At 65.4% G+C, this 25,695-nt stretch carries 28 protein-coding genes and 1 pseudogene; 8 read left to right on the top strand and 21 right to left on the bottom strand.

The window, feature by feature from the left end; translation table 11 throughout:
* Window positions 1–18 precede the first annotated feature (18 nt).
* The 9 genes from AC5IJH_RS05395 to AC5IJH_RS05355 form a co-directional block, all read right to left on the bottom strand.
* Window positions 19–1,050: an Asd/ArgC dimerization domain-containing protein gene (locus AC5IJH_RS05395; protein ID WP_491901782.1), complete on the bottom strand. Its 1,032-nt coding sequence runs from the start codon at window positions 1,048–1,050 to the stop codon at window positions 19–21.
* 3 nt (window positions 1,051–1,053) lie between these two features.
* A complete protein-coding gene (gene pssA, locus AC5IJH_RS05390) occupies window positions 1,054–1,917 on the bottom strand; it encodes a CDP-diacylglycerol--serine O-phosphatidyltransferase (RefSeq protein WP_491901781.1) in 864 nt (287 codons plus the stop codon).
* A complete protein-coding gene (locus AC5IJH_RS05385; protein WP_491901780.1) occupies window positions 1,914–2,591 on the bottom strand; it encodes a phosphatidylserine decarboxylase family protein in 678 nt (225 codons plus the stop codon). Before AC5IJH_RS05385 ends, pssA begins: the two co-directional genes overlap by 4 nt.
* Window positions 2,592–2,599: 8 nt before the next feature.
* Window positions 2,600–3,133 (bottom strand): GNAT family N-acetyltransferase, encoded by a 534-nt coding sequence (locus AC5IJH_RS05380; protein WP_491901779.1) that lies wholly within the window; start codon window positions 3,131–3,133, stop codon window positions 2,600–2,602.
* Window positions 3,130–3,807 carry a tRNA (adenosine(37)-N6)-threonylcarbamoyltransferase complex dimerization subunit type 1 TsaB gene (gene tsaB, locus AC5IJH_RS05375; protein ID WP_491901778.1) on the bottom strand — a complete coding sequence of 226 codons (678 nt, stop codon included), beginning with the start codon at window positions 3,805–3,807 and terminating at the stop codon, window positions 3,130–3,132. Before tsaB ends, AC5IJH_RS05380 begins: the two co-directional genes overlap by 4 nt.
* Window positions 3,804–4,262: a methylmalonyl-CoA epimerase gene (mce, locus tag AC5IJH_RS05370; RefSeq protein WP_491901777.1), complete on the bottom strand. Its 459-nt coding sequence runs from the start codon at window positions 4,260–4,262 to the stop codon at window positions 3,804–3,806. The genes tsaB and mce overlap by 4 nt, the downstream gene beginning before the upstream one ends.
* On the bottom strand, window positions 4,259–5,257 hold the full coding sequence (meaB, locus tag AC5IJH_RS05365; protein ID WP_491901776.1) for a methylmalonyl Co-A mutase-associated GTPase MeaB: 999 nt from the start codon (window positions 5,255–5,257) through the stop codon (window positions 4,259–4,261). Before meaB ends, mce begins: the two co-directional genes overlap by 4 nt.
* Window positions 5,254–6,396 carry an acyltransferase family protein gene (locus AC5IJH_RS05360; RefSeq protein ID WP_491901775.1) on the bottom strand — a complete coding sequence of 381 codons (1,143 nt, stop codon included), beginning with the start codon at window positions 6,394–6,396 and terminating at the stop codon, window positions 5,254–5,256. The genes meaB and AC5IJH_RS05360 overlap by 4 nt, the downstream gene beginning before the upstream one ends.
* A 65-nt stretch (window positions 6,397–6,461) precedes the next feature.
* Window positions 6,462–7,640: an acyl-CoA dehydrogenase gene (locus AC5IJH_RS05355; protein ID WP_491901774.1), complete on the bottom strand. Its 1,179-nt coding sequence runs from the start codon at window positions 7,638–7,640 to the stop codon at window positions 6,462–6,464.
* Window positions 7,641–7,850: 210 nt separating this feature from the next.
* Between AC5IJH_RS05355 and AC5IJH_RS05350 the strand changes: the two genes are divergently transcribed.
* Window positions 7,851–8,402, top strand: coding sequence for a GNAT family N-acetyltransferase (locus AC5IJH_RS05350; RefSeq protein ID WP_491901773.1), 552 nt, complete (start codon window positions 7,851–7,853; stop codon window positions 8,400–8,402).
* A 145-nt stretch (window positions 8,403–8,547) separates the two neighbouring features.
* The gene (locus AC5IJH_RS05345) at window positions 8,548–9,114 is read left to right on the top strand and encodes a GNAT family N-acetyltransferase (RefSeq protein ID WP_491901772.1); all 567 of its coding nucleotides are present in this window, start codon (window positions 8,548–8,550) and stop codon (window positions 9,112–9,114) included.
* Window positions 9,115–9,180: 66 nt separating this feature from the next.
* Here AC5IJH_RS05345 and AC5IJH_RS05340 read toward each other — a convergent pair whose 3' ends face one another.
* Window positions 9,181–10,347 carry a trans-sulfuration enzyme family protein gene (locus tag AC5IJH_RS05340; RefSeq protein WP_491901771.1) on the bottom strand — a complete coding sequence of 389 codons (1,167 nt, stop codon included), beginning with the start codon at window positions 10,345–10,347 and terminating at the stop codon, window positions 9,181–9,183.
* A gap of 54 nt (window positions 10,348–10,401) precedes the next feature.
* Window positions 10,402–11,382 carry a PLP-dependent cysteine synthase family protein gene (locus AC5IJH_RS05335; protein WP_491901770.1) on the bottom strand — a complete coding sequence of 327 codons (981 nt, stop codon included), beginning with the start codon at window positions 11,380–11,382 and terminating at the stop codon, window positions 10,402–10,404.
* 71 nt (window positions 11,383–11,453) lie between these two features.
* On the opposite strand from AC5IJH_RS05335, the gene AC5IJH_RS05330 reads away from it, so the two are divergent.
* Window positions 11,454–12,647, top strand: a complete 1,194-nt coding sequence (locus tag AC5IJH_RS05330; RefSeq protein WP_491901769.1) for a PDZ domain-containing protein — start codon at window positions 11,454–11,456, stop codon at window positions 12,645–12,647.
* 5 nt (window positions 12,648–12,652) lie between these two features.
* Here the strand turns inward: AC5IJH_RS05330 and AC5IJH_RS05325 are convergent, their stop codons facing one another.
* The gene (locus AC5IJH_RS05325) at window positions 12,653–13,768 is read right to left on the bottom strand and encodes a VWA domain-containing protein (RefSeq protein WP_491901768.1); all 1,116 of its coding nucleotides are present in this window, start codon (window positions 13,766–13,768) and stop codon (window positions 12,653–12,655) included.
* Complete coding sequence (locus AC5IJH_RS05320) at window positions 13,752–14,861, bottom strand: VWA domain-containing protein (RefSeq protein WP_491901767.1); 1,110 nt, start codon at window positions 14,859–14,861, stop codon at window positions 13,752–13,754. The genes AC5IJH_RS05325 and AC5IJH_RS05320 overlap by 17 nt, the downstream gene beginning before the upstream one ends.
* A gap of 178 nt (window positions 14,862–15,039) precedes the next feature.
* Between AC5IJH_RS05320 and AC5IJH_RS05315 the strand changes: the two genes are divergently transcribed.
* Genes AC5IJH_RS05315 through murI form a run of 4 tightly spaced genes read left to right on the top strand, consistent with a single transcriptional unit; the run spans window position 15,040 to window position 18,612 of the window.
* A complete protein-coding gene (locus AC5IJH_RS05315; RefSeq protein ID WP_491901766.1) occupies window positions 15,040–16,377 on the top strand; it encodes a DUF1015 domain-containing protein in 1,338 nt (445 codons plus the stop codon).
* Between the two features lie 12 nt (window positions 16,378–16,389).
* Window positions 16,390–17,100: an N-acetylmuramoyl-L-alanine amidase family protein gene (locus tag AC5IJH_RS05310; protein ID WP_491901765.1), complete on the top strand. Its 711-nt coding sequence runs from the start codon at window positions 16,390–16,392 to the stop codon at window positions 17,098–17,100.
* Window positions 17,101–17,137: 37 nt separating this feature from the next.
* Entirely contained in the window at window positions 17,138–17,758 is a 621-nt protein-coding gene (locus AC5IJH_RS05305; RefSeq protein ID WP_491901764.1) for a GerMN domain-containing protein, read from the top strand.
* 11 nt (window positions 17,759–17,769) lie between these two features.
* A complete protein-coding gene (murI, locus tag AC5IJH_RS05300) occupies window positions 17,770–18,612 on the top strand; it encodes a glutamate racemase (protein ID WP_491901763.1) in 843 nt (280 codons plus the stop codon).
* Here the strand turns inward: murI and AC5IJH_RS05295 are convergent.
* Window positions 18,601–18,978, bottom strand: a complete 378-nt coding sequence (locus tag AC5IJH_RS05295) for a type II toxin-antitoxin system death-on-curing family toxin (RefSeq protein WP_491901762.1) — start codon at window positions 18,976–18,978, stop codon at window positions 18,601–18,603. The genes murI and AC5IJH_RS05295 overlap by 12 nt on opposite strands.
* Window positions 18,979–19,008: 30 nt before the next feature.
* The gene (locus AC5IJH_RS05290; protein ID WP_491901761.1) at window positions 19,009–19,236 is read right to left on the bottom strand and encodes an AbrB/MazE/SpoVT family DNA-binding domain-containing protein; all 228 of its coding nucleotides are present in this window, start codon (window positions 19,234–19,236) and stop codon (window positions 19,009–19,011) included.
* A 94-nt stretch (window positions 19,237–19,330) separates the two neighbouring features.
* On the opposite strand from AC5IJH_RS05290, the gene AC5IJH_RS05285 reads away from it, so the two are divergent.
* The gene (locus AC5IJH_RS05285) at window positions 19,331–20,098 is read left to right on the top strand and encodes an enoyl-ACP reductase FabI (protein ID WP_491901760.1); all 768 of its coding nucleotides are present in this window, start codon (window positions 19,331–19,333) and stop codon (window positions 20,096–20,098) included.
* Window positions 20,099–20,119: 21 nt separating this feature from the next.
* Here the strand turns inward: AC5IJH_RS05285 and AC5IJH_RS05280 are convergent, their stop codons facing one another.
* The 6 genes and pseudogenes from AC5IJH_RS05280 to ftsZ all read right to left on the bottom strand — a co-directional run bounded on the left by AC5IJH_RS05280 (window position 20,120) and on the right by ftsZ (window position 25,620).
* Window positions 20,120–20,476 (bottom strand): VOC family protein, encoded by a 357-nt coding sequence (locus AC5IJH_RS05280; protein WP_491901759.1) that lies wholly within the window; start codon window positions 20,474–20,476, stop codon window positions 20,120–20,122.
* 7 nt (window positions 20,477–20,483) lie between these two features.
* Window positions 20,484–20,945, bottom strand: coding sequence for a tRNA (adenosine(37)-N6)-threonylcarbamoyltransferase complex ATPase subunit type 1 TsaE (gene tsaE, locus AC5IJH_RS05275; protein WP_491901758.1), 462 nt, complete (start codon window positions 20,943–20,945; stop codon window positions 20,484–20,486).
* A gap of 12 nt (window positions 20,946–20,957) precedes the next feature.
* Window positions 20,958–21,803, bottom strand: coding sequence for an NAD(P)H-hydrate dehydratase (locus AC5IJH_RS05270; protein WP_491901757.1), 846 nt, complete (start codon window positions 21,801–21,803; stop codon window positions 20,958–20,960).
* A 217-nt stretch (window positions 21,804–22,020) separates the two neighbouring features.
* Window positions 22,021–22,578 (bottom strand): annotated as a pseudogene (locus tag AC5IJH_RS05265) (NAD(P)H-hydrate epimerase); the annotation flags it as partial.
* Window positions 22,579–22,755: 177 nt separating this feature from the next.
* Window positions 22,756–23,967, bottom strand: a complete 1,212-nt coding sequence (locus tag AC5IJH_RS05260; protein ID WP_491901756.1) for a penicillin-binding transpeptidase domain-containing protein — start codon at window positions 23,965–23,967, stop codon at window positions 22,756–22,758.
* A gap of 291 nt (window positions 23,968–24,258) precedes the next feature.
* Entirely contained in the window at window positions 24,259–25,620 is a 1,362-nt protein-coding gene (ftsZ, locus tag AC5IJH_RS05255) for a cell division protein FtsZ (protein WP_491901755.1), read from the bottom strand.
* Between the last annotated feature and the right edge of the window lie 75 nt (window positions 25,621–25,695).

Below are 25,695 nucleotides of genomic sequence, written 5' to 3'. Positions count from 1 at the left end.
TGACTGAATAGAGCCGAGCTACTGAACCTGGCCATGCGGACGCAGCCGGCGCATCTCGAGCGCGCAGGCCACGGCGTTCAAGGCCGTCAGCTTCAGATTGTCGGTGGCTGCCCACAGCCAGAAGCGCTGGGTTGCCGTGCTTTCATCTTCGGCGGAGCGCACGCGCACCAGCACCTGATCCTGACCCGCCGCGGCAAGGTTCGAAGGCATGTCTTCGTCGGTCGTCGCGACGTCGATGTGCTCGTTCGCGGCCAGCAGTTGGCGCAACTGGTCGGCGGTCATGGCACGCTCGACCTCGATGCCAAGCGAGAGCGTGTGCGCATGAAACACCGGCGCATGCACCACCTGAATTGCCGCCGCCGGCAGGCGTCCACCAGCGAGCACGCTGTAGTGCCGCCGCACGCGCGCTTCCGTCGCCGGCAGATCGATCTTGCCCTCACTGCCCCCAGCGGCGATCGCGTTGAACGCCACTTGCGCGTCATAGAGGGCCTTCGGCAGCTGCTGGAACGAGAGCAGGTTCACGGTCTGCTGATGCAGCTCGTCCATTGCTGCGCGACCGTACTCCGACGCTGGCTCGAGCACGGTCGCAAACGCGGACCGCACGCCGGTGGCGACGCGCACCTGCGCAAGCAGCAGGCCCAACGCCAGGGCCGCCGGATGCGCCGGCACGACGGCGGGCGTCTGCAGGTCGAGCCCAGTCGCTGACGGCTCCAGCCAGGGCGCAAGCACCACCGCTCCCGGCACATCGTCGAGCGCGCCTGACAAATCGAGCACGGCCGAACCGGCGTGAGCCGCTGCTTCCCAGTAGCGCCGCGTTAGTTCCGGGTCGCCCGTGAAGAAGGTGAAATCCGTCTGCGCGAAGGCGCCAGTCGTGACCGGCTGAATGAACGTGACTTCTTCACCAACCGCCTCCAACTGCCCGGTTGCCGCCTGATCGTCCATGAGCACAAACTCGGCATCCGCAAACGCCGAATCGCCCAGTACATCTGCCAGTTCCTTACCGCGCAACGATGCGGCACCAACTACTGCAATGCGAAATTGAGACGCCATGTCTTAGTGAGAGTGCTCTCCTGGCACTTGCATCGTGACATTCTCGAGCGCAGCCAGCGCCCGCTTCTGCCGCCTTCGCTTCGCGCCATACGCGGCGCGTGCTGCAAGCCCCGAGAACATGTAGGCAAAGCAGCAAAGAAAGACCAGCACTTCAGAAAACGCGACCAGCGCGTATAGAAAAACTCCGAGCAGGATGATCAGTTGAAACGGATGGCGACCCGCGAGCGTGATCTCCTTACCGCTCCAGAAGCGCCAGGTGCTCACCATCAGAAAACCAGCGAGCCCTACCACCGCGATCCACACCAGCCCCAGCCACCAGTAGGGGATAGGCGTGCCGTTCACCAGGTGCACCACGGACACGAGCACGCCCGCTGCCGCCGGAATGGGCATCCCGACAAAGTATTTGCGATCCGGACGGCCAGGGTTCTTCGGCTGCGGATCGTGGCTGATGTTGAATCGCGCCAGCCGGCTCGCTCCACAGAGCAGAAACAGGAAGCAGACAAACGCGCCTACCTGGATGACCTTGCGCCGCAGCAGCGGATCCATGCCGAGCGGCAGCATATGAAAGCCCCATGTGAAGGCGAGGATGCTGGGCGCGACACCAAAGGTGATCACGTCCGCGAGCGAGTCGAGCTCTTTGCCGAAGTCGCTCGTCGTGTTTGTCATGCGCGCGATGCGGCCATCGAGCGCGTCAAACGGGATGGCGAACAGGATGGCCAGTGCGGCGTAGTCGAAGTGCTTCGGCTCCAGCGTCGAGCCCTGCAGGCTCTGCATGATGGCGTAGTAACCGGCCGCGATATTGCCGGCCGTAAACAGCGAAGGCAGCACGTACATGCCGCGCCGCCTTGGCCGTTTGCGCTCACTCACCGGCGCGTCTCCATCACTTCCTTGAGCAGCATCGGCTCGTAGCTCGGCACTTCCACATCGGCCAGGATGGTCTGCCCACCCTTGACGTGCTGTCCACGCTCGACTCGCACATGCGCATCGCCGGGCAGCAGCAGATCACAACGCGAGCCGAACTTGATCAGCCCCACACGCTGTCCACGCTCGACCGTCATGCCTTCCTTGGCGAACAGCACGATGCGCCGCGCCAGCAGGCCGGCGATCAGCTTGAACGTCAGAATGCAGCCCTCGCCTTCCACCGTAACGATGCTCTGCTCGTTGCGATCGGCCGAGGCGGGATCGAGTGCGTTCAGGTATTCGCCCTTGCGATATTCGATGTGGCGCACCACGCCGCTCACCGGTGACCGGTTCACGTGCACGTCAAAGACGCTCAGGAAGATGCTCACGCGAATGCGGTCCCCATCCTGCGTGCGGATGGGCGCCACCTCGGTGATTTTGCCGTCTGCCGGAGAGACGACCAGCCCCGGGCCGGCCGGAATCTCGCGCTGTGGATCACGGAAGAACCACAGGAAGAACAATGCCAGCAGCACCGGGATCGCGGTCACCAGCCAGCTTGCAAACCAGCCCGCAGTGAGTACGCGGACCACCACGGCTACGAGCAGCAGACTGATTCCATACCAATATCCATCACGTACCATGCGATGCCTCAACGGGCATTATACGGGGCGCCCAAAGACGGGCTGGAGAGCGCACGCTGCATCAGCACAGCATCGTCGACAGGGTCACGATAGTAGGCGGGACGGACGCCCGCGGTCACAAAGCCGGCATGGCGATATAGATCCTGCGCCGCGTTGTTCGAGCGGCGCACCTCGAGCAGCAACTCGTCTCCACCAACGCTTGCGCACCACGCGATCAAAGTGCCCAGGAGGAGCCGCGCCACGCCGCGCCGACGCGCATGCGGCGCAGTGAAGAGGAACTCCAGTTCGCACGCCGAGGTCAGGCCGGGCGCCCGCAGCGCAGTGGCCACAGCGAAGCCGCAGAGTTGGTCCGCATCGCTGTCCGTGGTCGTTTCCACCGCGCCCCATGCCATGCGGATGCGGCCACTGGCTGGCGCTTCTTCTACCAGCGCGACGATGTCAGACTTACTCCAGCGTGGCGCCTCAGCCGAACCGCGCATCCACTCGTGAACCTGCGGCAGATCGCGGTTTGCGAGTGGTCGCACCCGCAGCGATGCGGTCATCGAGCAGCAGGCCGCGCGAACAACTCCGCATCCGAACGGCGCAGGTAATTCGCATCCAGGGTCGCCAGGTCATCCGGTGTGGCGGAGCGAAGCCGCCCCAGAGACGCCCGCACCGCTGCCATGGCATCGACCGGGCCTACGACTCGCGTCGCGGCAGTGGACAGCCGCTGGGCTAACTGCTCCGCCAGGCCTGGCTCCGTGAGCACGAGCACCGCACCGGCTTCTGCCGCGGCACTCACTTCTTCTAACGAGGCCAGCCATTCGCGCTCCTCGTGCCGCGCGTAGAACTCGCCACGCCCCGCATCGAGCAGCGCGACGGCCGCGCGGTCCGCAGCCACATGCGCCAGTACCGCGAGTCGCGAGACGGCATACACGGGAGTCCCGCCCGCGTGCGCGAGACCCTTTGCCGTGCTGAGGCCAACGCGCACCCCCGTAAAGCTGCCGGGCCCATGCACCACTACCAGCGCATCGAGATCGCTCAACGAGCGTCGCGTCTGTTCGAGCAACGATGCAATGGTTGGCACCAGATCGGAGGCGGCAGCGCGGTTGCCCAACTCTGCGCCTGCCATATACGTCACTTCCTCTGTGCCTTTTGCGATGGTGGCGATCGCGACTGTGCCACCCATGCCGCTGGTATCGATCGCCAGCAGGGTCAGCGACTCCGCGCCGCTCACGCCCGATCCTGGCAGATCTCGAGCAGCACGCCGCCAGTGCTCTTCGGGTGCACGAAGAAGTAAAGATGGCCGCCGGCACCGCTCTGGATCGCTGGCGAGACGATCGTCACGCCCTTGGCTGCGAGCGCGGCCCAGGTGGCCTCGATGTCGTCGACGTGCAGGGCGACATGGTGCAGACCCGGCCCGCGCTTCGCCAGATAGCGACCAACCGTGGTCTCCGGCCCGAGCGGCTCCAGCAATTCCACGCGGCTCTCGCCCATCGGGATCATCGCCACGCGGACACCTTCGTGCTCCACGGTCTCCTCGTGCGCCACTGCCAGGCCGAGCGCTTCGTAGAAGCCGCGAGCGGCGGCGATGCTCTCGACCGCGACCCCCAGATGATCGATGCGCACCGCCGCTGTGCCTGTCAGGTCACTAACAGTGCTCTTTATCGCTTCCAGATGCGGTGCGGTCATCCCTGCCTCCCGTTCGTGTCGCTTCCCGTCGCTGCTGCCACCAGCCGCGCCGCCAGCGCAAACGGGTCCTCCTGCCGCGCAGCGATGCGGCGGGCATGCTCGGCCAGGCCCTCCGGCTCCAGCCCATGCGCGCGCAGACTTCGCAGCAACTCGGAGCGCACCATCTCGGTCAGTCGCTTCTGCCACTGCTCTTCCCGTCGCTGCTTCAAACGGTGCTCCTCGCCCAGCCAGCGTTCGAACTCAGTAATCCGGGCCGCGAGCGCGTCGACGCCGTGTCCCGTCGACGCAACAGTCCGCACCACGGGCGGAATCCAGCTGCCGTGCGAGCCGGCCAGCGACTGCATGGTCTTCAGTTCCTTCTCGACGCGATCCGCACCCTCGCGATCGCTCTTGTTCACGACGAACAGATCGGCGATCTCGAGGATGCCGGCCTTGATGCTCTGGACGTCATCGCCCATGCCCGGCACGAGCACGACGACCACCACATCCGCGAGGCGCACGATGTCGATCTCGTCCTGGCCCACGCCGACGGTCTCGATGAGGACGCGGTTCCGGCCGCTCGCCTCAATCAGCGTCGCTGCATCGGCCGCCGCCCGCGCCAACCCACCCAGCGCGCCGCGTGTCGCCATGCTGCGCGTGTACACACCAGGGTCCGCGTGGTGCCGCTCCATGCGAATGCGATCGCCCAGGATGGCGCCGCCAGTGAACGGGCTGGTCGGATCGACAGCCAGCACACCCACCGTGTGCTGCTGCTCCCGAAACGTACGCGCCAGTTGATCGACCAGCGTGCTCTTACCCGCGCCCGGCGCACCGGTGATGCCGATGCGCAGTGCATGCCCGGTATGCGGGAACGCAGCCGACAGGACTGCCTGCGCGGCAGGCGACTCGTTCTCGACCAGCGAAATCGCGCGTGCCAAAGCGCGCAGATCGCCCCCACGCAGCCGCTCTGCGAGAGCCGTCGCGCCGTCCTGCCTGGTGCTGACGTTGTCGGTCATTGCGCGATCGCCGCCGCGGCTTCCGTCTCGCGACTGCGCTGGTGAAAGCTGCGCAGCACCCACTGCCGTGCGGGCACCTCGAAATACTTGTAGGAGACGATGCTCACCGCTACCGCAATCGTGAGATAGAGCAGGTAAGCCACACGTGTCGGTGCGATGTGCAGATATTGGTAGAACCACACCGCCACGATGACGTGGAGTAGATAAAGCGCATAACTAGCCTCGCCCAGCAGCACCAGCCAACGGTGCGAGAAGACACGTTCTATGGTCCGATTGCCAATGCCGAAGGCCAGCAGCAGTAGTGAGAAGAGCGGGATAAAGAAGAACTCGGGCATCCAGTTCCAACGCCCCTGCCAATGCGCGCCGCAGACCAGGATGAGTACCGACACAGCGAACAGCGCCATGGGAATGGCTGCTCGCCGCCAGCGCGCCAGCCGCAGAGGATCACGCTCGATCGAGAGCTGCGCACGTGCCAGCACAATCCCGGTCAGGAAATCCGGCAGGTAGTGCACCGGCAGAATGTACGGGTAGGGCTCGCGGCCAAGGTTGGTGATGTTGTACGTCCATAGGAAGACCGCGAGAAAGAAAAGCCCGGCGATGGTGATCTGCGCGCCGAGCGAGAGCCGCCACAGCCGCGGCGCCCACAACGGAAACAGCAGGTAGAACAACGCCTCGACCGAGAGCGACCAGTTGGGATAGTCGATCCCCTGCAGCTTGAGGATCCATGCCTGCAGCAGCAACGCGCTGCCTACAAAGCTGACGGCGGTCTTGGCCAGCGCCGCGCCCACGCCGTAGTGCACAATACGACCAGCCAGCAGGTTGGGTGCGTCCAACACCAGCGCGGCCAGATAAAGAGGGTAGATCCGAGCGAAGCGCGCCACCCAGAAACGACGACGATGGACCGTCCCGCCCGCATCCGATTCTGCGCGCAGCGGCGTCAGGTAGACCACGGCCAGCACGTAGCCGGACAGGATAAAGAACAGCAGCACGGTCACGCCCGAGTACAACTGCAACCGGTTGAACCACGCCGGCCTCGTCCCCGGAGGGATGATCGGGTCCAGCGTGTGGTGCAGCACCACACACAACGCAGCGAAAAAACGCAGCGACGTAAGCGGGTAGATTGGCTTCGTCGCCTTCATGCAGCCACGGTAAACACTCGCCCCGCGCGAGTCAAAGTGACGGCTGCGGACCTGCAGCCACGGGGTCAGCCGCGCTTCAGCACTTCGCGCGCGATCACCAGCCGCTGGATCTCGCTCGTGCCCTCGCCGATCGTGCATAGCTTCACATCGCGGTAGAACTTCTCGGCCGGGTAGTCCTTGATAAAGCCGTAGCCACCGTGCAATTGAACGGACTCGTCACAGATGCGCACCGCCACCTCGCTCGCGTAGAGCTTGGCCATCGCCGACTCGGTCGTAGTCTTCTGCCCCGCGTCCTTCATCACCGCCGCCCGCAGGGTGAGCAGGCGCGCGGCATCGAGCTGCGTCGCCATGTCGGCCAGCTTCCACTGGATGCCCTGGAACTCCGCAATGGCGCGGCCGAACTGCCGGCGCTGCTGCACGTACTTACGCGCTGCATCATAGGCTCCGCGCGCGATCCCCAGCGAGAGCGCCGCAATCGAGATGCGGCCGCCGTCCAGGATGCGCAGCGAGTCGACAAAGCCCTCGCCCTCCTTGCCCAGCAGGTTCTCTGCCGGGATCACGCAGTCTTCGAAGATCAGTTCCGCGGTATCGCTGGCGCGCAGACCCAGCTTGTTCTCCTTCTTGCCGGGACGGAAGCCGGGCGTTCCCTTCTCCACCACGAAGGCCGAAAGACCATGCGTGCCCTGCTCGCGATCTGTCACCGCGATGACGACGATCACATCCGCATAGCTGCCGTTCGTGATGAACGTCTTCGATCCGTTCAGAACCCATGTATCGCCCTTACGCACCGCCGTCGTGCGCGCGCCCGCTGCATCGGACCCGGAGTTCGGCTCGGTCAGGCCCCACGCGGCCAGCCACTCGCCGGTCGCCAGCTTCGGGATGTAGCGCTGCTTCTGCTGCTCATTGCCAGCGATGTAGATGTGGTTCAGACCCAGTGAATTGTGCGCTGCCACGATGATGCCGATCGAGCCGTCGACCGCGGACAGCTCCTCGATCGCGGTCATGTAGTCGACGTACCCAAGCTCCGCGCCGCCCAGCTCTGCGGGAATCAGCATCCCGAGCAGACCCATGCGCCCCAGCTCCTTTACCACCGCCATGGGAAACGTGCTCGCCTCGTCCCACTCCATGACGTGCGGCGCGATCTCCTTAGCGGCAAAGGCGCGAATTTCGCGACGAAGCTGCTCCTGCTCGTCGCTGAGCTTGAAGGGGTGAACGGCTGCGGGAGAGAGGGTAGCGGAAGGCATCAGGGCGTCTCCAGTGAAACGCGCTAGATTACCACAGCTTATGGGAGGTGTGCCTCGCGCTTATAGTGTACCGGGCACCCAGATCGCCCCTTTCACGCCCCAAGCCGTCCTTTGCACCCGGGAAGAGCCGGTGGTAGCGTAAGTGCGCCGCCGGCCTGAGCAGCGCTGGGCCACTTCCCGCCCCACATTGGGCGACGCCGCAGGAGCTCGATGGCCACTGAGCGCCCATTCCCGAGCTCCGACGAACCGATCGAAACGCCGCGGCTCCTGCTCATCACTGTGACCGAGGCGATGCTTGAAGCCGACCAGCAGGGCAGCGGATTGGGTGAGCTCTGCGGTGGACGCGTTCCCCCCGAATGGCCGCCGCGCTTCTGGGACCAGCAGGCCATCGCATACCTGCTCGATCGGCTCCGCCGCGCACCGCAGTTCACCGGCTGGTGCCGCTACGTTGCCTGCAAGGCCAACGGTGAACCCCCTGTGCTGATCGGTGGTTGCGGCTGCACCGATGCTCCCGAACTGAGCACTGATGTGGAGCTCGGCTACTCGCTGCTCCCGCAATACCAGGGCCGCGGGCTGGCTACGGAAGCGGTGCAGGCTTTCCTGCCCTGGATCTTCAGCCGCCCCAACGTGCGCTCCATCTGCGCTCAGAGCTACCCGCAGCTCGCCGCGTCCATCAGCGTGCTGCGCCGGTGCGGCTTCGTATTCGATGGCACTGGCCGCGACCCCGGCACCGTGATGTTCCGCCTCAGACGCCCCGCCTAGCAGCGATTCCGATTGTGACCGCAGCGCGAGCTTGCTACGCTGCGGTCGCGCCTATGACTGCCTAGGGTTGAGCTCGATCGGTTTGCGCGGAGCTTTTGCCGCTCTGCGCCTGATTCCTCCCGTTGCACCTTCTTGGAGAGCTCCCATGCATGCAGCCACATGGCGGGGCGCAGGTTCGCCTGCGTCCCCGATCCACACATCACGCCTCACGCTCCTCGACGCCACGCCGGCCATGATCCGCGCCGATAAAAACGGATCCGTCGCCAATCGCCAGGATTTCGCAGCGGCCACTGGTCTGAGCATTCCAGAGTGCTGGCCCCCGGAGCACTGGGACGCGAGCGCTCTGGACTGGCTGCTGAACACCATGTCCGAACACCCGGACGCTCCAGGGTGGGCGCGCTACATCGCGCTTCGAACGGCAGGAACAGCCATGCTGATCGGCAGCTGCGGCTGTGTCGGGCCACCGGAGGCGACAGACGATGTCGAGATCGGCTACTCCGTGCTGCCCCCGTTCCAACGTCAGGGCTATGCGACGGAGGCCACCACTGCGCTGATCGAATGGATCTTCCGCTTCGCGCACGTACGGTCGGTCAACGCACAGACCTTTCCGCATCTGGCTGGCTCGCTCGGCGTTCTGCGCCGCTGCGGGTTCACAGCGGCCGGCGACGGAGCAGAACCCGGAGCATTACGCTTCCGGCGCATGCGGGCCTGAGTCATCGACGTTGGCTCCGTGCCGACCGCTCGAACCGAGCGACGGTGCGGAGCCTTCGCCTGTTCTTTATGCCAGTGCCTGTTCGAGGTCGGAGAGCAGGTCGTCCAGATCCTCGATACCAACCGAGATGCGCACCATGCCATCGGTGAGCCCGATCTTGCGGCGGCCCTCTTCCCCGATCGCTGCATGCGTCATCGACGCCGGGTGCGAGATCAGCGTCTCGACGCCGCCCAGGCTCTCGCCCAGCGTGCACACGCGCACGCGCTTCAACACTTCATTCGCACGCGCCAGTGAGCCGGTCTCGAATGTGATCAGCGCGCCGAAGCCGGACATCTGCCGCTTCGCGAGTTCGTGCTGCGGATGCGAGGCGAGCCCCGGATAGAACACCTTCTCCACGCGCGGATGCCGCGACAGCCACTCGGCGATCGCCCGGCCATTGGCATCGTGCTGCCGCATGCGGACGGCCAACGTCTTGACGCCGCGCAGAATCAGGTACGACTCGAACGGCGACAGGATGCCTCCGGTGCACTTCTGCACAAAGGCGAAGCGCTCTGCCTGGTCCGGCCGCGTCGCCACCAGCACACCACCGAGTCCGTCGGAGTGGCCGTTGAGGAACTTCGTCGTCGAGTGCATCACCAGGTCGGCACCCAGGTCGATGGGCCGTTGAAAGTACGGCGACATGAACGTATTGTCGACACACAAATCGACCGCCTCGCCTGCCTTCTGCGCGTGCTCACGGCAGACCTGGCTCACAGCGCGAATGTCCGTCAACTGCATCAGCGGGTTTGTGGGCGTCTCGATGTGGACCAGTCGAGTGCGCGGCTGCAGCGCGCGGCGCACGTTCTCCGGATCGCTCGTGTCCACGTACGTGAACTCGATGCCGTAGTGCGCGACGATCTGGTTGAACAGGCGCGGCGTGCCGCCGTACACATTCGACCCGCAGATCACGTGATCGCCCGACTTCAGCATCGTGACCAGCGCCGAGATGGCCGCCATCCCGCTGGCAAACACATGCGCGGACCGGCCATTCTCAAGCGAGGCCAGGTTCTCTTCGAGCGCGGTGCGGGTGGGGTTCGAAACGCGGGAGTATTCGTAACCCTTGTTCTTGCCAATCTCCTCCTGCGCATAGGTGGAGGTGAGGTAGATCGGCACATTCACAGCGCCCGTCGTGGGATCGGGCTGCTGGCCGGCGTGGATCGCGCGCGTCGCGAAGCCCTGCTGATTCTCGGTCATGCTGCCAGTGTCTGTGAAAGACGCCTATGGCAGCAACCCGCGCCCAGGGGATCGCTAGCGATCTCTTCCGGCGATCAGGCCACCGTCGAAAATGTTCTTCGACAGGTAGCGCTCGGCCGAGTCCGCAATGATCGTCGCCACACGCTTGCCGGGGCCAAGCTTGCGCGCCACGATGAACGCGGCATGCACATTCGCACCGGCGCTCGAGCCCGCCAGCACACCCTCTTCCGAGGCAAGCCGCTTCACCATCGTGAACGCCTCGTCATCCGGCACCATGATGATGTCGTCGGCGGCCTCCGGATGAAATGTCTTCGGGATGAAGCTGACCCCGATGCCCTCCACCCGGTGCGGTCCCGGCGGGCCGCCCTGCAGGATCGAGCCCTGCGTCTCGACCGCGATCGCGACCAGCCGCGGGTTACGCTTCTTTAGTCCGCGCGCCAGTCCGGAGAAGGTGCCGCCCGAGCCGACGCCCACCACCACTGCGTCCACGCGGCCTTCCATCTGCTCCCAGATCTCCTCTGCCGTCGTCTCCTCGTGGAAATCGGGGTTCGCCTCGTTCTCGAACTGGAAGGCGCCCCACGAACCTGGCGTAGTCGCCAGCGCTGCACGCGCTTGTGCGATCGCGCCCAGCATCCCGTCCTTCTCCGGCGTGCGGATTACGGTCGCGCCGAAGCCGCGCATCAGGATGCATTTCTCTTCCGCATAGCCTTCCGGCACAAACAGGGTGACGTGATACCCGCGGTTCACGCCGATCAGCGCCAACCCGACACCCGTATTGCCCGCGGTTGCCTCGAAGATGTGCGCGCCCGGCGCGAGCAGGCCTTGCTCTTCCGCGCGCAGGATCATGCCCAGTGCTGCGCGGTCCTTGATGCTGCCGCCCGGGTTCAGAAACTCGAGCTTCGCGTACACATCGCCCAGCGCGGGGCCGCCGAGGCGGTGCAGCCGCAGCATGGGGGTCCGGCCCACAAGGTCTGTGATGTCGTCGGCGACGCGCAGAGCGCCGTGGGTGGTCAGGGTGGGGCTGTCAGTCCGCATAGAGCAACCGGACAGTGTAGCAGCGCCGCTGCCCTGTCCGGGACACCCAAGGCTCGCGCATACTGCTGTCCATGGCTCTCCGCCCGAAGACCCGCCGACTGCCCTGGTCAGGACCGGCGCTCGTCCTTATCACGCTCTTCCCTGCCATCGCGCAGCGGGTGCCGCACGCCGGGTCGAACACGCCGACGCTGCCGCCGACCTCGCTCGCCATCGTGAACAGCCTGGTCGCCGTTCCGGTAGCCGTGGAGGGTGAGCTGCTCTACCTGCCCGGGCGCATCGGCAACTCACCAGAGCTCGCCTTCGTGGTGGATACGAGCGCGACCGCCAGCAGCGTCGATCCGGAGGTGGCACACGCCGCAGGACTCGCGCCCTCCGCCAAGGCGAAGCTCGAGATCGCACGCCGTACGCTGCCGCCATCGAATCTGAAGTCCGCGTCGACCAGCTACATTCGCGCGCTCAGCGGCCGGCCCACCGCAGGCGTGCTCGGCGAGCCGGAGATGCACCGCTACTCGCTCTCGGTCGACTTTGACCGCCATGTTGGCGCGCTGCTCAGTCCGGACATCTGCCCCTCGTCCGCCGCGAAGCTGCCGCTGAAGTTTGCCGGTGGACTGCCCTTCGTCGAAGGCACACTGGTGCTGCCGGGCGGCGAGACGGCCAGCGGCCTCTTTCTCTTCGACACGGCACAGACCGGTCCCGGCATTGTGCTTGCGCCGTCCTTTGTTGCCGCGCACCCGGGGCTCGCGGCGGGACCGAAGGTGGAAGAGCCCGCCTCCGGTAAGACGCCAGCCGCGACGCTCGTTCGCCTGAAGGGGTTGAAGCTCGGCCCGCTGACGCTCGAGCAGCCGATCGCTGAGATCGGGCATGAGCAGGCAGCCGGTGGCGACCCTCGGCTGGCCGGGGTGCTCGGCCTTGAAGCGATCCGCCGCTTCAACTTTGTCCTGAATCAGCAGTACGCGACCCTCTACCTGGAGCCGGGGCGCCGCATGCAGCAGCCGTTCGAGGCAGACATGAGCGGGCTGGTGCTGCGCGCGGGGGACGACGGCAAACTCGCGATTGCCGCCGTGATTCCGGGTTCGCCCGCAGCCGAGGCGCACCTTGCGCCGGGCGACCTGCTCCTCCGCATGGAGGGCAAGTCGCTCACCGGGGCGGAGCTGGGCAGCGTCACGCGCGCACTACGCAGCACGCCGGGCGCGGCTGTGCACCTTGAAGTAGCGCACGAAGGAAGCCCGCGTACCGTGCAGCTTCGCTTGCGTCGTATGCTTTAGCGGGTTTAGTGGGCGGGCGTCGCCGGAGCGGGCCCGGCCTTGGCGCCCGCGCTCGTCGCCGTGTGCGGGAAATAACCGGCACGTGTACGCACCGTCAGACGGCCATAGCCGCGCGCATGTGCATCCACGTGGACCACGCGGTAGCCGCCCTGGCTCGCCGGCTTAGTCGAGTGGTAGCCGATGGTGTACTGGTTGCGGATATCACGCGCGACCTCAGCCGCGATCTCGTCCACCTGGCCGATGTTCTTGGGGAAGAACGCGAGACCGCCCGTCTCGTCCGAGAGCAGTTGCAGCGCGCGCCGCGCCCGGCGCGATTCACGCCCGCCACCCTCGTCGAACAGCAGCCCGATCGAATACACCACCGGACCCTGCAGGTCCTGGATGCGGCGCACTGTCTCTTCGAGGTTGGTGCCGGAGGCGTTGTCCTCGCCATCTGTGATGATCAGCAACACTTCCTTCGCCTTCTTCGCACTCTTCGCCATGTAATCGGCTGACGCGATGACGGCGTCGTAGAGCGCCGTTCCGCCCTTCGAATCGATGTGCGAGAGGCCATCCCGCAGGCGGTTGAGGTCCGCGGTGAAGTCCTGGTCGATGTACGCCTCATCCGCGAAGTTCACGACAAAGGTCTCATCCTGCGGATTCGACGCCCGCACCATGTCCAGCGCGGCCTGGTTCACCGCCTGACGCTTTACCCGCATGGAGCCCGAGTTATCGACCAGCAGGCCGATCGATACCGGCACATCCTGCTCCTGCAGCGAGGTGATGGCCTGCGGCGCGCCGTCCTCGGTCACGTGGAAGTCGTCCCGGGTCAGCCCGTTCACCAGACGCTGGTGCTCGTCGATTACGGTGGCGTTCAGCACCACCTCGTCGACATTCCGGGTCAGCGTGTAGCCACCCTTGCCGCGCGTCAACTGGTCGTTCTTGGCCGGCGCTTGCCCGGCAGGGGCTGGCGCACCGACCGGATCGGGAGACGGCACAGGATCGCGGTCCACGTTGAGCGGCGGCTGCTGTTCTGCGGGCTGCGCAGGCGCGGGAGCCTGTGCACGCAGAACACCCGCGGATGCGGGCAGGAGGATCAGGAGGAGCGCCGCGCGGAACCAGTGGCTATTGCGATGGGGCATAGTATCCGGTTCGGGCATGGACTGTGAGCGGCGGCAACCCCGGGGGCGGCACCAGCTTGACCTTTACTTTACGCCATTTACCGTCGCGCTTCGTATCCGACGGTTTGTAGCCGAGCACGTACTGGTTGCGCAGCTCCGCGCTGATCTTGGTCGCGATATCGGTCATGTCCGAAATGTCGTCCACCCGGAAGAGCTGGCCGCCGGTCTCCTCGCTCAGGTCATGCAGCAGCAGCGGTCCGTTGCGCTCCTCGGCGGTCGCCGCATAGGCGTCAAAGATGCCGATCGCAAACAGTTCTGTATCGGATTCGCGCACCAGGTTGCGCAGCTCACCCTCGGTGTAACGGCTGCGGTTGTCGCCACCGTCCGAGACGATCAGAATCGCCTTCCGGTCGTACTTGGCCTGCTTCATCTTGTTCACGCCGTAGTAGATGGCATCGAGCAGCGCTGTGCGCTTGCCAGCCCGCACCGTCTGCAGGCGCGCCTCCACGTCGTCTACGGAGGAGGTGAAGTCCTCAATCAGTTCCGGCCGATCGTTAAAGCCGATGATGAAGAATTCATCCTGCGGATTGGACGTGCGCAGGAATTCGATGACAGACTCGCGGGCGCGCACCACCTTGTTGGTCATGCTGCCGCTCAGGTCCATGATGATGCCGATCGACACCGGCGCATCCTCAGCAGAGAAGCTCTTGAGCTGCTGGAGCTGATTGTTCTCATAGAGGAAGAACTCGTTGCGCTCGAGCCCGGTCACGAGCCGGTTGAGCGGATCGGTCACGGTCATCGGGATCAGCACCAGGTTTACGTCGACGCGGATGTGCTCGCCGGGCCGGGCCTTCAGCGCGGCCTTGCCTTCGGCTGGCGGCGGCCCCGTGGGCTTGGGCGGCTCAGCTGGCGGGGGCGTTACATGAATCTGGTTGAGCGGATCTACCTGCGCGTACAGCGGGGCTGCTGCCAGGACCAGGCAAAGCGCCATGAACAGCGGCGCTGCGGTCCGTGTTCGGCTCGGAGACACGAGCCGGGAGAGCAACCAGCAGGTGAGCGACCGGCCGATCGAGAACCGGCGTAGGGAGGACCGGCGTATCGAGTCGGGAACCATGGGGCTATCCTTCGTGAGCGACATGCTAGCACGCGCTGTCACGCGGTCGGTGCACCGCGGCGCGATGCGTGTTGATCCGCTCAGGACCATGTCACCGGATTGGACGGCGTCGCACCCACGAAGGCACACAGCGCGCAGTCTGCGACGCGTAAGCCCTTTAGTACAATCGCCAAAACGAATGGCACGCATCTTTCCCTTCCGCGCCACGCGCTACAACCCAACTGCCGTGCGCGTGGAAGACGTGGTCACGCAGCCCTACGACAAGATCAGCCCCGCGATGCAGCAGGTCTACTACGCGCGGAGCCCGCACAACCTCGTCCGCCTGATCCTCGGTCTGCCTGAGCTGTTTGATGAGCCCGGTGTCGACGACGTCTATACCCGGGCCGCCCGCGACTTCGCCGAATGGCGGGCCAACGGCATTCTGCAGACGGACAACGACCCGTCGATCTTCGCCTATTGCCAGCGTTTCAGCGTGCCGGGACGCCCGGACAAGGTGCACGAGCGCCGTGGGTTCATCGCCCTGGGCCAGTTGGAGGAGTACGCCGCCCGCATCGTCTTCCGCCACGAGCAGACGCTCTCGAGGCCAAAGAGCGATCGCCTGAACCTGCTCCGTGCCACGCGCGCCCACTTTGGCCAGATCTTCATGCTCTACTCCGACCCGGCGTTCAGCATCGAGAAGATGTTGTTCGCAAAGTTTCAGCCCGAGGTCGAGCTCACCGACGACTTCGGCGTGCTGCACCGGTTGGCGCGCATCACCGATCCACACATGCTGCGCCTGGTCATCGGGTCCATGCAGGACAGCAAACTGATCATCGCGGACGGCCATCACCGCTACGAGACGGCGCTGGCCTACAGCCGCGAGCACGCACCGGCGCATGTCCACCACACCCGCGAACGGGACCTGGCCACGACTCTGCCGCATCCGTCCTTCCCCGAAGCCACGGCGATGATGACCTTCGTGAACATGGAGAGCGAGGGCGTGGTGATCCTGCCCACGCATCGCGTGGTGACGAACCTGCCACAGTTCTCGGCGACCGCATTCTTAGAGAAGGCGGCCCCGTTCTTCACCATCACCGAACTCCCGAGCAGCGATGCCGTCGTCCTGATGGCAAAGCTCGCTGAGGCCGGCGCGGAGAGAACTGCGTTCGTCGCGGTGCATGGGGGCGGCGCGCACCTGCTGGTCGCCAACGCTGATGCGGTCGAGAGCGCACTGGGCGCTGTCTCCGAGCGCCAGCGCCGGCTCGAAATCGTCCAGTTGCATACGCTCGTGCTGGGCCAGTTACTCGGGCTCTCTGAGGAGTCGGTTCGCGAGCAGCAGAACGTGCAGTATGTGCGCGAGGCCGCCGAAGCGATCCAGATGGTCACCAGCCGCAGCGCACAGATCGCCTTCCTCACCAACCCGGTCACGCTCGAGGAGCTGCGTGAGATCGCCTTCAACGGCGAGGTGATGCCGCAGAAGTCCACCGACTTCTATCCCAAGCTGCTGAGCGGCCTCGCCATCTATGCGCTCGACTGAGAAGGCTCGCGCTTGATCCTGAATGTCCGCGGACCAGCGGCCCTTTTTCTCCTCGCGATCTCCGGTCTTGGCGCAACATCGTTGTCCGCGCAGACGCCGAATCTGCCGGCTCACGCTCCGGCCCGGGTGACGCCGCAGTTCGTCGTTGTCATTGACGCGGCGCACGGGGGCACCGATACCGGCGCGCACCTGGGCGGCGGCGCGCAGGAGAAGGATCTCACGCTGGCGATGTCCATCCGGCTGCGCTCCATGCTGGCAGCGCGCGGCATTGCGATCATCACCACGCGCGAGACAGACGCGACGCTGCGTCCGGCCGAACGCGCCGCGATTGCCAATGCGCAGAAGCCATCTGCCTGCCTGATCCTGCACGCATCGGACAGCGGCAGCGGCATTCACCTCTTCACCTCATCGCTCGCACCGGCGACACCGACTGCATTCCTGCAGTGGGACCAGGCGCAGGCCGCCTACCTCGAGCGTTCGCTGCGCTGGTCGGCAGAGATCGATTCCGCGATGACCAGGGCCGGCGTGCCGGTCACGCTCGGTCGCACGGCGATGCAGCCGCTCGACAACATGACCTGCCCGGCCGCCGCGGTCGAGATCGCGCCACTGACCCGCAATGGCGCGGTAACGACGCAGCTCAGCGATGCTGCATACCAGGACCGCATCCTGGCCGGCCTCGCTGCGGCGGTCGAAAGCTGGCGTCGAACATGGAGTCTTGAGTAATGACAAGCGTCAGTTCGATGACGCGGAGTGCCGCGCAATGATTCCCCGCTCGCAACGCATCCTGTTGTGGCTGCTCCTGGTCGCGAGCGCCGCCATGGCCGTCACGCTCATCCGCATGCGTGAGCGCGCCGCGGACAAGCTGCAGGCTGCGGCCGTCAACACGCCACTCGCGCCGCCCAGCGTCACCGCCACGACCGAGGTTACGCTGATGCTGGCGAACGACAGCGACGGGTCGCTGGTGAACACACCCCGCAGTCTCGCCCTGCCGACAGAGCCGCATGGCCGTGCCCGCTATCTGCTCAACCAGGCGCTCGCCGAATACGCAAAGCCCGGCTCGCCGCATCCCATCGCAGCGAACGCCGGCGTCGACGATGTCTTTCTCATGCCGCTGCCAGAGGGCTCCGTGCCCGCTGGTCTGCTCGCCGTCGTCAACCTGAGCGGCAGCCTGCTCGAACAGCATCCCTCGGGCATTGAGACGGAGACGATGACGCTGCTCTCGCTGATCGGCACCCTCCATGCGAACATGCCAGAGATTGCGCAGGTCCGGTTCCTCGTCGACGGCAGCCCGCGCGACACGCTGGCCGGCCACGCCGACCTGAACCGCACCTACCTCGCATCGAGCGCCGCGCCACCGCCGACGGCTGTGCTGGCGAAGTGAAGGAGAGCCCCGTGAGCCCGTCCCCTGCACACACACCGACCATCGGCGTCTTCGACTCGGGCGTTGGCGGATTGACCGTGCTGCGCGCCTTGCTCGACCACGATCCCGCCGCCGACTACCTCTACCTCGGCGACACCGCGCGGCTGCCCTACGGGTCCAAGTCGCAAGCCACTGTGGCTCGCTACGCCGTCTCGAGCGCGCGGTTCCTGGTCGCGCATGGGGCAGAGGCGCTCGTGATCGCCTGCAACACGGCCAGCGCTTTGGCCCTAGACGCCCTGCGCGCATCGGTGGACGTGCCGGTGATCGGCGTCATTGAAACCGGTGCGACGGCCGCACTGCAAAGCTCGGAATCCGGCGATGTATTGGTGATCGCCACTGCCGCCACCGTCGAGAGCCACGCCTATGCGGCGGCTTGTCACGAACGCGGCCTGCGCGCCATTGAGAAGGCCTGCCCATTGCTCGTGCCGCTGGTCGAAGAGGGCTGGATCGATCATCCGGTCACGCGCGAGGTGACCGGCATCTACCTCGACGATCTGCTTGCGCAGAGTCAGGCCGCCGGATTCGATGCGGACACGCTCGTGCTCGGCTGCACGCACTATCCGCTGCTGCGTGCCGGCATCGAGGCCGCATTGAGCGAGCGCAGCCAATCACCAGTGCGCGTCATCGACTCAGCGCAGGTCACTGCCGAGCAGGTCGGGCTGCGGCTTGCGATCGGCAGGAGTGAGACCCCGTCCACGCGCCTGCCCAAGGTGAGGTTTTTCGCAACCGACTCAGTTGCGAAATTCAAACACCTGGGCTCGCGCTTTCTCGGCCGCGAGATGGAGAATGTCACGCTTGTGGATCTAGAGACCTGACTCCGAGACGGGCTGCAAGCGATCGCGAATCCAATGCGCGAGGCTTGTTTGATCGACAGCGCCGGCAGCCACTCGTTCCACCTGCATGATTAACGTCGCGTCGTCGCAGATGAAGCGGAAGCCATTCCTTACCAGGAAGACCTCGGCCACCAGCCACCCGGAACGCTTGTTCCCGTCCGCGAAGCCGTGATTGCGTACTAGCCCGTAAGCGTAGGCAGCCGCAAGCTCTGCCGCATCGGGTTCGCCGTAGGCTGCGAGATTTTGCGGGCGTGCCATCGCCGATTCGAGCATGTTCGCGTCCCGGACTCCCGGCAACCCGCCATGCACAGCGAGCAAGCGCTCATGCCCAGCCAGCAGCGTGGCCATCGAAACCCATTTCCAGTCACTTTCCGTCATCTATTTCGCCAAGGCACGGAACACTTCGCGGCGATCGTGCATGATCTCTTCCGCGATCTTCATCTGCCGCTCGAACTCCGGGTCGTATGGGGTGATGCGGTAGCTGCCGTCCGGCGCTTCGGTCAGGAAGAGCGTGTCGCCTTTCTTTACCCCAAGCCGCGCCATCACTTCGCGGTTCAAAATCACTCCGGCCGAGGAACCCACTGTTGTGATCTTCAAAGCCACCATCGCTGCACCTCCGTATTACGATCATTATATAGCTCTCGCTGCTAATCTTGCCTTTCGAGCAAGACCGCTCGCGACGAAAGAAAGGTACCGCCGCATGATCGATCTCAAGGGCCGGAAGGCCATCGTCTTCGGGCTCGCTAACAAGCGCAGCATCGCCTGGGGTATCGCGCAGAAGCTGAGCGAAGCCGGCGCACAACTGCTCGTTACCTACCAGAACGAGCGGCTGCGCCAGGAGGCCGAGGGCCTGATCGCCGACTTGCCCGGCGCCGAGGCGTACCAGTGCGATGTGTCCAGGGATGAAGAGATCGACAGCCTGTTCGCCACGCTGAAGGAGAAGCATCCCAAGCTCGACATTCTGGTCCATTCGGTGGCCTTTGCACCCGCCGCGGAGCTCGAAAACGACTTCCTCGAGACCTCGCGCGAGGGCTTCCGGATTGCGCACGACATCAGCGCCTACTCGCTCATCGCGGTCGCGCGCGGCGCGGCTCCCCTGATGACGGAGGGCGGCTCGATCATCACCCTCACCTACTACGGCTCCACCAAGGTCGTGCCGCGCTACAACGTAATGGGCGTCGCCAAGGCCGCACTGGAAGCGACCGTACGCTACCTGGCAGCGAGCCTCGGGCCGCGCAACATCCGGGTGAATGCGATCTCTGCCGGGCCGATCAAGACCCTCGCGGCTCGCGGTATCGGCGGGCTCGGCGAGATGCTGAAGTCCCACGAAGAGCGCGCCCCGCTCGGCCGCAACATCAAGCAGGCGGAGGTCGGCTCGGCCGCACTCTTCCTCGCGTCTGATCTCGCCAGCGGCATTACCGGCGAGGTCACCTACGTCGACTGCGGTTACAACATCATGGGGTTCTGAGCCTCGGCTGGCGCGGCAGCCTCAAGCCGACCACTGCCGGAAGACAACGCATACAGTCGTCGCATCGAGCACCGCGAACTCCCGTGCACCCCACGGGCGAAGCTGAATCACGCGCAGGTTTGGGTGCAGCATCTGTGGGCAGCGAGCCTTGATTTCGGCGTAGATACTCTCGATATCGTCGGTGTCGATCCCGATCTCGGGGCGATCCTTGGCAGCGTACTCCGGGCTCGCGACGATGTACGCCTTGGCGCCATCTCTTTCGACTACGGCGAGATCGGCGTCGCGATACTTGACCTGAAATCCAAGACAATCGACGAAGAGCGCCAAGCCCTCCTCGAGCGTGTCATAGAAGACTTTCGGAATCAGCCGCTGCAGCAAGCTGGGCTCATTTCAGGTTGAGCGTGATGTGACGCGCATTGCCATCAAGCGCCTTCATTACGATCTCGCCCTGGCTGCGCTTCACGATGCTTGGGAACTTCTCGCCCCACTCCACCAGCACGATGCTGTCATCGCCCTGCAGCTCATCGAGGCCAAGCGACTGCAGCTGACGCTCGCTGTCGATGCGATACAGATCAAGGTGATAGAGGCGCACCGGGCGCTCCGTTCCGTTCTGCCGGCGCTTGCCCTCGTACTCGTGGATCAGCGTGAACGTAGGACTATTCACCTCGTCCGCGTCTGCTGCGTTGAGCGCTTCCGCGATTCCCTTCACAAGTGTCGTTTTGCCGGCGCCGAGATCGCCGCGCAGGATGAGGAACTGCGGCGGTGCGAGCATCTCAGCCAGCTTGCGGCCAACCGCGATGGTCTCCTCGCTGCTGTGCGTGTCGAATTCGGTGAGCGTCGCCCTCATTCGGTCCTCTTTTCACCAGCCAGAGTGGTGCCGCACCTGCTGCTCCAGCATACCGGGGAGTCCTTGCATCCATGTGAGCCCGTTTGGCCCTGTCGAACGGAAGCGAAATGCCTCGTCGAGGTGCTCACAAACCTCGGTCGCCAGCAGCGTGTGCTCATCCCGCCCTGCCACGGCGAAGTCCGCCGCCAGCCCGTGCAGATACACCGCAGCCTCTACCGCGTCCGCCACTCGACCCCGAAACTGCGCAAGCATCGCCGCGACAATCCCGGTCAGGATGTCGCCGCTGCCGCCCTTCGCGAGGCCGGGGTTGCCGGTCGTGTTCACCGAGAGCCGCCCGTCCGGATGCGCGATCAGCGTACGCCAGCCCTTCAGGACCAGCGTGACCTGGTGCGTGGTGGCGTAGTCGCGCGCAATGGCTTCGCGGTCCGCCTGCACCTGCGGAATCGTGCGGCCCACCAGCCGCGCCATCTCGCCCGGATGCGGCGTCAGCACCAGCATGCGTCCACGGCCATCCAGGTTGAACTTCCGCTGCGCGATCGCATTCAGGCAGTCCGCGTCCAGCACCATAGCGATCGGCGACCTCTGCTCGCCGCAGAGCTCGATCAGCCGGAGAGCGAAGCGCTGCGCCTCATCCTCCTGCCCCAGCCCCGGCCCGATGGCGACGACAGTCTTCTTCTCGAGAAGAGTCTTGGCGTTGTCACCGTCGAGGTTACAAACTGCGATTGCCCCGCGCGGCGTCTCCTGGAGCGGGTCGGTCATCAGCTCCGGCGCAATCGCTGCGACCGTATTCAGGATCGACTCCGGCACAGCCGCCGTGACCAGGCCGGCGCCGGCACGCAGCGCCGCGTAGCTGGCCATCGCGGCTGCCCCCCCCACGGCCGCGCGCCCCGGTGATCACCGCGACATGGCCGTACATGCCCTTGTTGCTGTTCAGGTCGCGGGGCACCTCGGTGATCTGCTTCGCGGTTCCGGCCCAGCGCAGCCCGGTGCTCGAACGCACTGCTTCCGCAGGCGAGCCAATCGCAGCAACGACGATCGGACCGTGCGTGAGCTGGCCGAAGATGTGCGCCAGCTTCGGCGCGGTGAACGTCACGACCACGTTCGAGCGGTACGCGCCCGGTTGCTGCTCGTCGCGGCTGTCCGCGTCCCAACCCGAGGGCAGGTCCAGGCTCACTACCGGCACCTCACGACGGACGGCCAGCCATTCCCCGAGAGCTTGTGCAACGCCACGCACCGGTGGCTTGAACCCGGTGCCGACGACCGCATCGAGGATGCAATCCGTATTGCGGAGCACGCGCTCGATCTCCGGCGAGTTCAGAGCATCTGGTTCCATCACTTCGCGAATCGCAGGACCGGCCTGGGCGAGCCGCTCCGTCGCCGCGCGGGCCTCGCCCTTCTGTTCGTCGCGCCGGCCCAGCAGCAGCACTTCGACATGGCAGCCCGCCTCAGCCAGAACGCGCGCGGCAACCATACCGTCGCCGCCATTGTTGCCTTTGCCCGCCAGCACCACGACACGCTCGGCATGCGGCAGTTCATCGAGCACGAACCGCGCCACGCTGGTCCCGGCGTTCTCCATCAGGGCGGACAGCGGTACCCCGTGCTGGGTGGCTGTGGCCTCGTCGGCGGCGCGCATGTCTGCGGCGGTCAGGATGTCCATATCGTTCTGTGGGATGCGGCGCTGCCAGCGGGCGCAGCGAGCGAGACCCTTGGCACACCATACCGCACAGAGTTACATGGCCGCGGCAAACAGAACAGCCGCTCCGGGAAAGCTCACCCGGAGCGGCTGTTGGTAGGTCGAGAGTTGAGGAGACTACTGGCTGATGCCGCTGACCGGTGCTGACTGTCCGAGCGCGCCTGCCGCCGGCGCCTCGTTCGGGTTCTTCGCAGCGAAGTAGCTGTGGTCCCACAGATTGCGGTAGAAGACCCCGGTGAGTTCGGCCGCCTTCGGTCCGAAGGTGGGCCGACCGCCCTCGAGGAAGAACACGGTCACGATGCGGCCGTAGTTCGTATCCGCAAACGAGGTAAACCAGCCGAATCGGGTGCCATTCTCAGAGCAGGTGCCAGTCTTGCCCAGTACCGGCAGTTCGCTGAAGCTGGCTCGCAGCGAGCGCGCCGTGCCGTAGGAGACCGCGCCACCCATGCCGGTGGCGACTTCAGGGATGAAGGGCTTGATGTTCAGCTCGCGCTTGACCCGAGGCGTGAAGTTGACCGCCTCTGCAGCCGTGGTCGGATGCTGCAGATAGTAGAGGGTGCCGCCATTCGCGATTGCCGCGGTCAGTGCGCCCAGTTGCAGCGGGGTCATCGAGATGCTCTGCCCAAAGGAGCACATGCGGCCTACGCCGCCCAGCCTCTCCGGCAGCACCTGGTTGGGATACACACCGAGCTGCTCACCCGGGATGTTCCAGCCCGCCATTTCTCCCAGGCCAAACTCGTTCGCGTAGTGCCGCACGCGCTCGAAGCCGAGGCGGCGGCCCATGGTCTCGAAGTACAGATTGTTCGAGTGCGCCAGCGCATCGGTCAGAGTCATCGACCAGCCGCCCAGATTCACGGGCGTGTCCTTGGTAACGATGCCTTCCTGAAGAGCAGCCAATGCGACTGAGATCTTGATGGTCGAGCAGGGCTCGGCGCCGCTCGAAAGCGCGAGCTTCTGATTCACCATGGCCAGGATGCGGCCAGTGGTCGGGTCGATCGCGACGGCGGTCCCATTCATGTTGCCCAGCGCGGCGATCGCGGCTGCGCGAACGACGGGATCTTCGCCCGCGGTCACGTCGCCAGCGGTCAGATCGGTCTCGGCGAAGGAGTCGCCGGTGAAGTGCTCATAGTAGCGATGGCGTCCGCCCACGCGGTGCAGCTTGCCGTCGCGTCCGCGCACCAGGCGGCTGTGCGTGGCTGCCGCAGCGGCATGGTGGCTGGCGGCCTTGTGATGGTGGACGTGCCTGCTCGCGGCCTGCGCCGGGAGGATGGAGGCGGCCAGTCCGGCTGCCAACCCAAGACTTAGGAAACAAGAAGAGATCCGACCCATGCGTGGTAGCCCCTGCTGAAGTGACCCGGGAACGCTGTCAGTGTTGCTGGAGTGCAACACGAAGCAGTTTCGCCCCGCGTGCACCCCTCGACTGGTCTAGCTTACCCGTCCCGCCGGTTGAGCGTTCTCCGGATTACAACTCAGGTACTTACCATGGTACTAGTACCGAAAGGAGGAAGACACCTGAGGCTTTGGTGGGATGCGGCAAGTCTCACAAGGCGATGGCTTTCCGCCACCGCCTTTCGACCGACCTCTTCCCGTTTTGATTCCGGTCCGGAGAAGACCCGCAGGCTACCGGCCGCCCTGGCGCAGGAAGGCAGGGACATCCAGAGCGTCCAGCTCCGCGTCTTCGGCGCGCCGCTGCTCCCGCGCCCGGTTCTCTTCCGCCGCCAGCGTGTCCAGGAACCCGCCGATGGCCGAATCCTCGGCAATGGCCGGCTGGGGTGCGGGGGCGGGTGCCGGCTCGAAGCTCGTCAGCGACTGGCTGCCGAAGCCTGGGGTGTAGGCCGGGGCTGCCGTTTCCATCGTGCGTTCGGGGATGTGCACGGTGGTGCGCGTCGGCTCGCCGGCGACTTCGCTGGCAAACCGCGGCACTGCCGGCCGTGTGTCCAGGTTCAGAAAGGCAGGCTGCTCCGGCTTGGCTGTGCGCGTCTGCTGCCCAGCCTTCTGCACCATGTCGTCCTTGCGGAAGCCGGTTGCGATCACAGTGATCTTCACCTCATCGCCCATGGTCTCGTCGAGCACCGCGCCGAAGATGATGTTCGCCTCTTCGTGCGCTGCGTTCTGGATCAGGGTGGAGGCCTCATTGACCTCGCTCAGCTTCAGATTGCTCGAGCCCGAGATGTTGATCAGGATGCCCTTCGCGCCGTCGATCGCGCCGGCTTCGAGCAGCGGAGAGGCCATCGCCGCCTGCGCCGCCTCGATCGCGCGGTTCGCGCCCGAGCGCATGGCCGTGCCCATCACCGCATAACCCATGCCGGACATGGTGGTCTTCACGTCGGCAAAGTCGCGGTTGATGATGCCCGGGATGGTGATGATGTCCGAGATGCCCTGCACGCCCTGGCGAAGTACATCGTCCGCCACGCGGAAACTCTCGAAGAAGCCGGCGTCCTTCGCGACGACCAGCAGCTTCTCGTTGGGGATCACGATCATGGTGTCGACCGCGTCCAGCAGCTCCTGCATGCCGCGCTCCGCCTGCTGCATGCGGCGCTTGCCTTCAAAGCCGAAGGGCCGTGTGACGACCGCGACCGTGAGTGCGCCCATCTCGCTTGCAAGCGAGGCGATCACCGGCGCTGCGCCGGTGCCAGTGCCGCCGCCAAGGCCGGTAGTAACGAACACCATGTCCGCGCCTTCGAGCGCCTCGATGATCTTTTCGGAGTCTTCAAGCGCCGCGCGCCGGCCCACGTCCGGATTCGCGCCCGCGCCCAGGCCGCTGGTCAGCTTGACGCCGAGCTGCAGCTTGACCGGCGCCTGCGACAGTTGCAGCGCCTGCACATCGGTGTTGGCCGCAATGAACTCAACGCCCTCCAGCCGGGCCGCGATCATGCGGTTCACGGCGTTGCCGCCGCCCCCGCCCACGCCGATGACCTTGATCTTCGCGCCCCGCGGCACTTCGTCGTTGTAGTGAATGCGGATCTCGTCTGGATTGTTCATCAGCTGGATACTCCCATCTCGGCGCTCTTTTGGTCCTACTACTGGTTTATTCCGATTCCATAGGGTTTTCCACCC

Source organism: Candidatus Dedyshia acidiphila (assembly GCF_051025295.1).
Classification (GTDB): domain Bacteria; phylum Acidobacteriota; class Terriglobia; order Terriglobales; family Acidobacteriaceae; genus KBS-83.
Note: the sequence above shows the minus strand (reverse complement) of the source record. Positions and strands in the feature narration are given on the sequence as shown.

Bases quoted from the DNA above. Each gene is read 5' to 3' on its own strand.
- AC5IJH_RS05395 (WP_491901782.1), bottom strand. From the start codon at position 1,050: ATGGCGTCTCAATTTCGCATTGCAGTAGTTGGTGCCGCATCGTTGCGC.
- AC5IJH_RS05385 (WP_491901780.1), bottom strand. From the start codon at position 2,591: ATGGTACGTGATGGATATTGGTATGGAATCAGTCTGCTGCTCGTAGCC.
- AC5IJH_RS05380 (WP_491901779.1), bottom strand. From the start codon at position 3,133: ATGACCGCATCGCTGCGGGTGCGACCACTCGCAAACCGCGATCTGCCG.
- mce (WP_491901777.1), bottom strand. From the start codon at position 4,262: ATGACCGCACCGCATCTGGAAGCGATAAAGAGCACTGTTAGTGACCTG.
- meaB (WP_491901776.1), bottom strand. From the start codon at position 5,257: ATGACCGACAACGTCAGCACCAGGCAGGACGGCGCGACGGCTCTCGCA.
- AC5IJH_RS05360 (WP_491901775.1), bottom strand. From the start codon at position 6,396: ATGAAGGCGACGAAGCCAATCTACCCGCTTACGTCGCTGCGTTTTTTC.
- AC5IJH_RS05355 (WP_491901774.1), bottom strand. From the start codon at position 7,640: ATGCCTTCCGCTACCCTCTCTCCCGCAGCCGTTCACCCCTTCAAGCTC.
- AC5IJH_RS05350 (WP_491901773.1), top strand. From the start codon at position 7,851: ATGGCCACTGAGCGCCCATTCCCGAGCTCCGACGAACCGATCGAAACG.
- AC5IJH_RS05345 (WP_491901772.1), top strand. From the start codon at position 8,548: ATGCATGCAGCCACATGGCGGGGCGCAGGTTCGCCTGCGTCCCCGATC.
- AC5IJH_RS05340 (WP_491901771.1), bottom strand. From the start codon at position 10,347: ATGACCGAGAATCAGCAGGGCTTCGCGACGCGCGCGATCCACGCCGGC.
- AC5IJH_RS05335 (WP_491901770.1), bottom strand. From the start codon at position 11,382: ATGCGGACTGACAGCCCCACCCTGACCACCCACGGCGCTCTGCGCGTC.
- AC5IJH_RS05330 (WP_491901769.1), top strand. From the start codon at position 11,454: ATGGCTCTCCGCCCGAAGACCCGCCGACTGCCCTGGTCAGGACCGGCG.
- AC5IJH_RS05325 (WP_491901768.1), bottom strand. From the start codon at position 13,768: ATGCCCCATCGCAATAGCCACTGGTTCCGCGCGGCGCTCCTCCTGATC.
- AC5IJH_RS05320 (WP_491901767.1), bottom strand. From the start codon at position 14,861: ATGGTTCCCGACTCGATACGCCGGTCCTCCCTACGCCGGTTCTCGATC.
- AC5IJH_RS05315 (WP_491901766.1), top strand. From the start codon at position 15,040: ATGGCACGCATCTTTCCCTTCCGCGCCACGCGCTACAACCCAACTGCC.
- AC5IJH_RS05305 (WP_491901764.1), top strand. From the start codon at position 17,138: ATGATTCCCCGCTCGCAACGCATCCTGTTGTGGCTGCTCCTGGTCGCG.
- AC5IJH_RS05295 (WP_491901762.1), bottom strand. From the start codon at position 18,978: ATGGCCACGCTGCTGGCTGGGCATGAGCGCTTGCTCGCTGTGCATGGC.
- AC5IJH_RS05290 (WP_491901761.1), bottom strand. From the start codon at position 19,236: ATGGTGGCTTTGAAGATCACAACAGTGGGTTCCTCGGCCGGAGTGATT.
- AC5IJH_RS05285 (WP_491901760.1), top strand. From the start codon at position 19,331: ATGATCGATCTCAAGGGCCGGAAGGCCATCGTCTTCGGGCTCGCTAAC.
- tsaE (WP_491901758.1), bottom strand. From the start codon at position 20,945: ATGAGGGCGACGCTCACCGAATTCGACACGCACAGCAGCGAGGAGACC.
- AC5IJH_RS05270 (WP_491901757.1), bottom strand. From the start codon at position 21,803: ATGGCCAGCTACGCGGCGCTGCGTGCCGGCGCCGGCCTGGTCACGGCG.
- AC5IJH_RS05260 (WP_491901756.1), bottom strand. From the start codon at position 23,967: ATGGGTCGGATCTCTTCTTGTTTCCTAAGTCTTGGGTTGGCAGCCGGA.
- ftsZ (WP_491901755.1), bottom strand. From the start codon at position 25,620: ATGAACAATCCAGACGAGATCCGCATTCACTACAACGACGAAGTGCCG.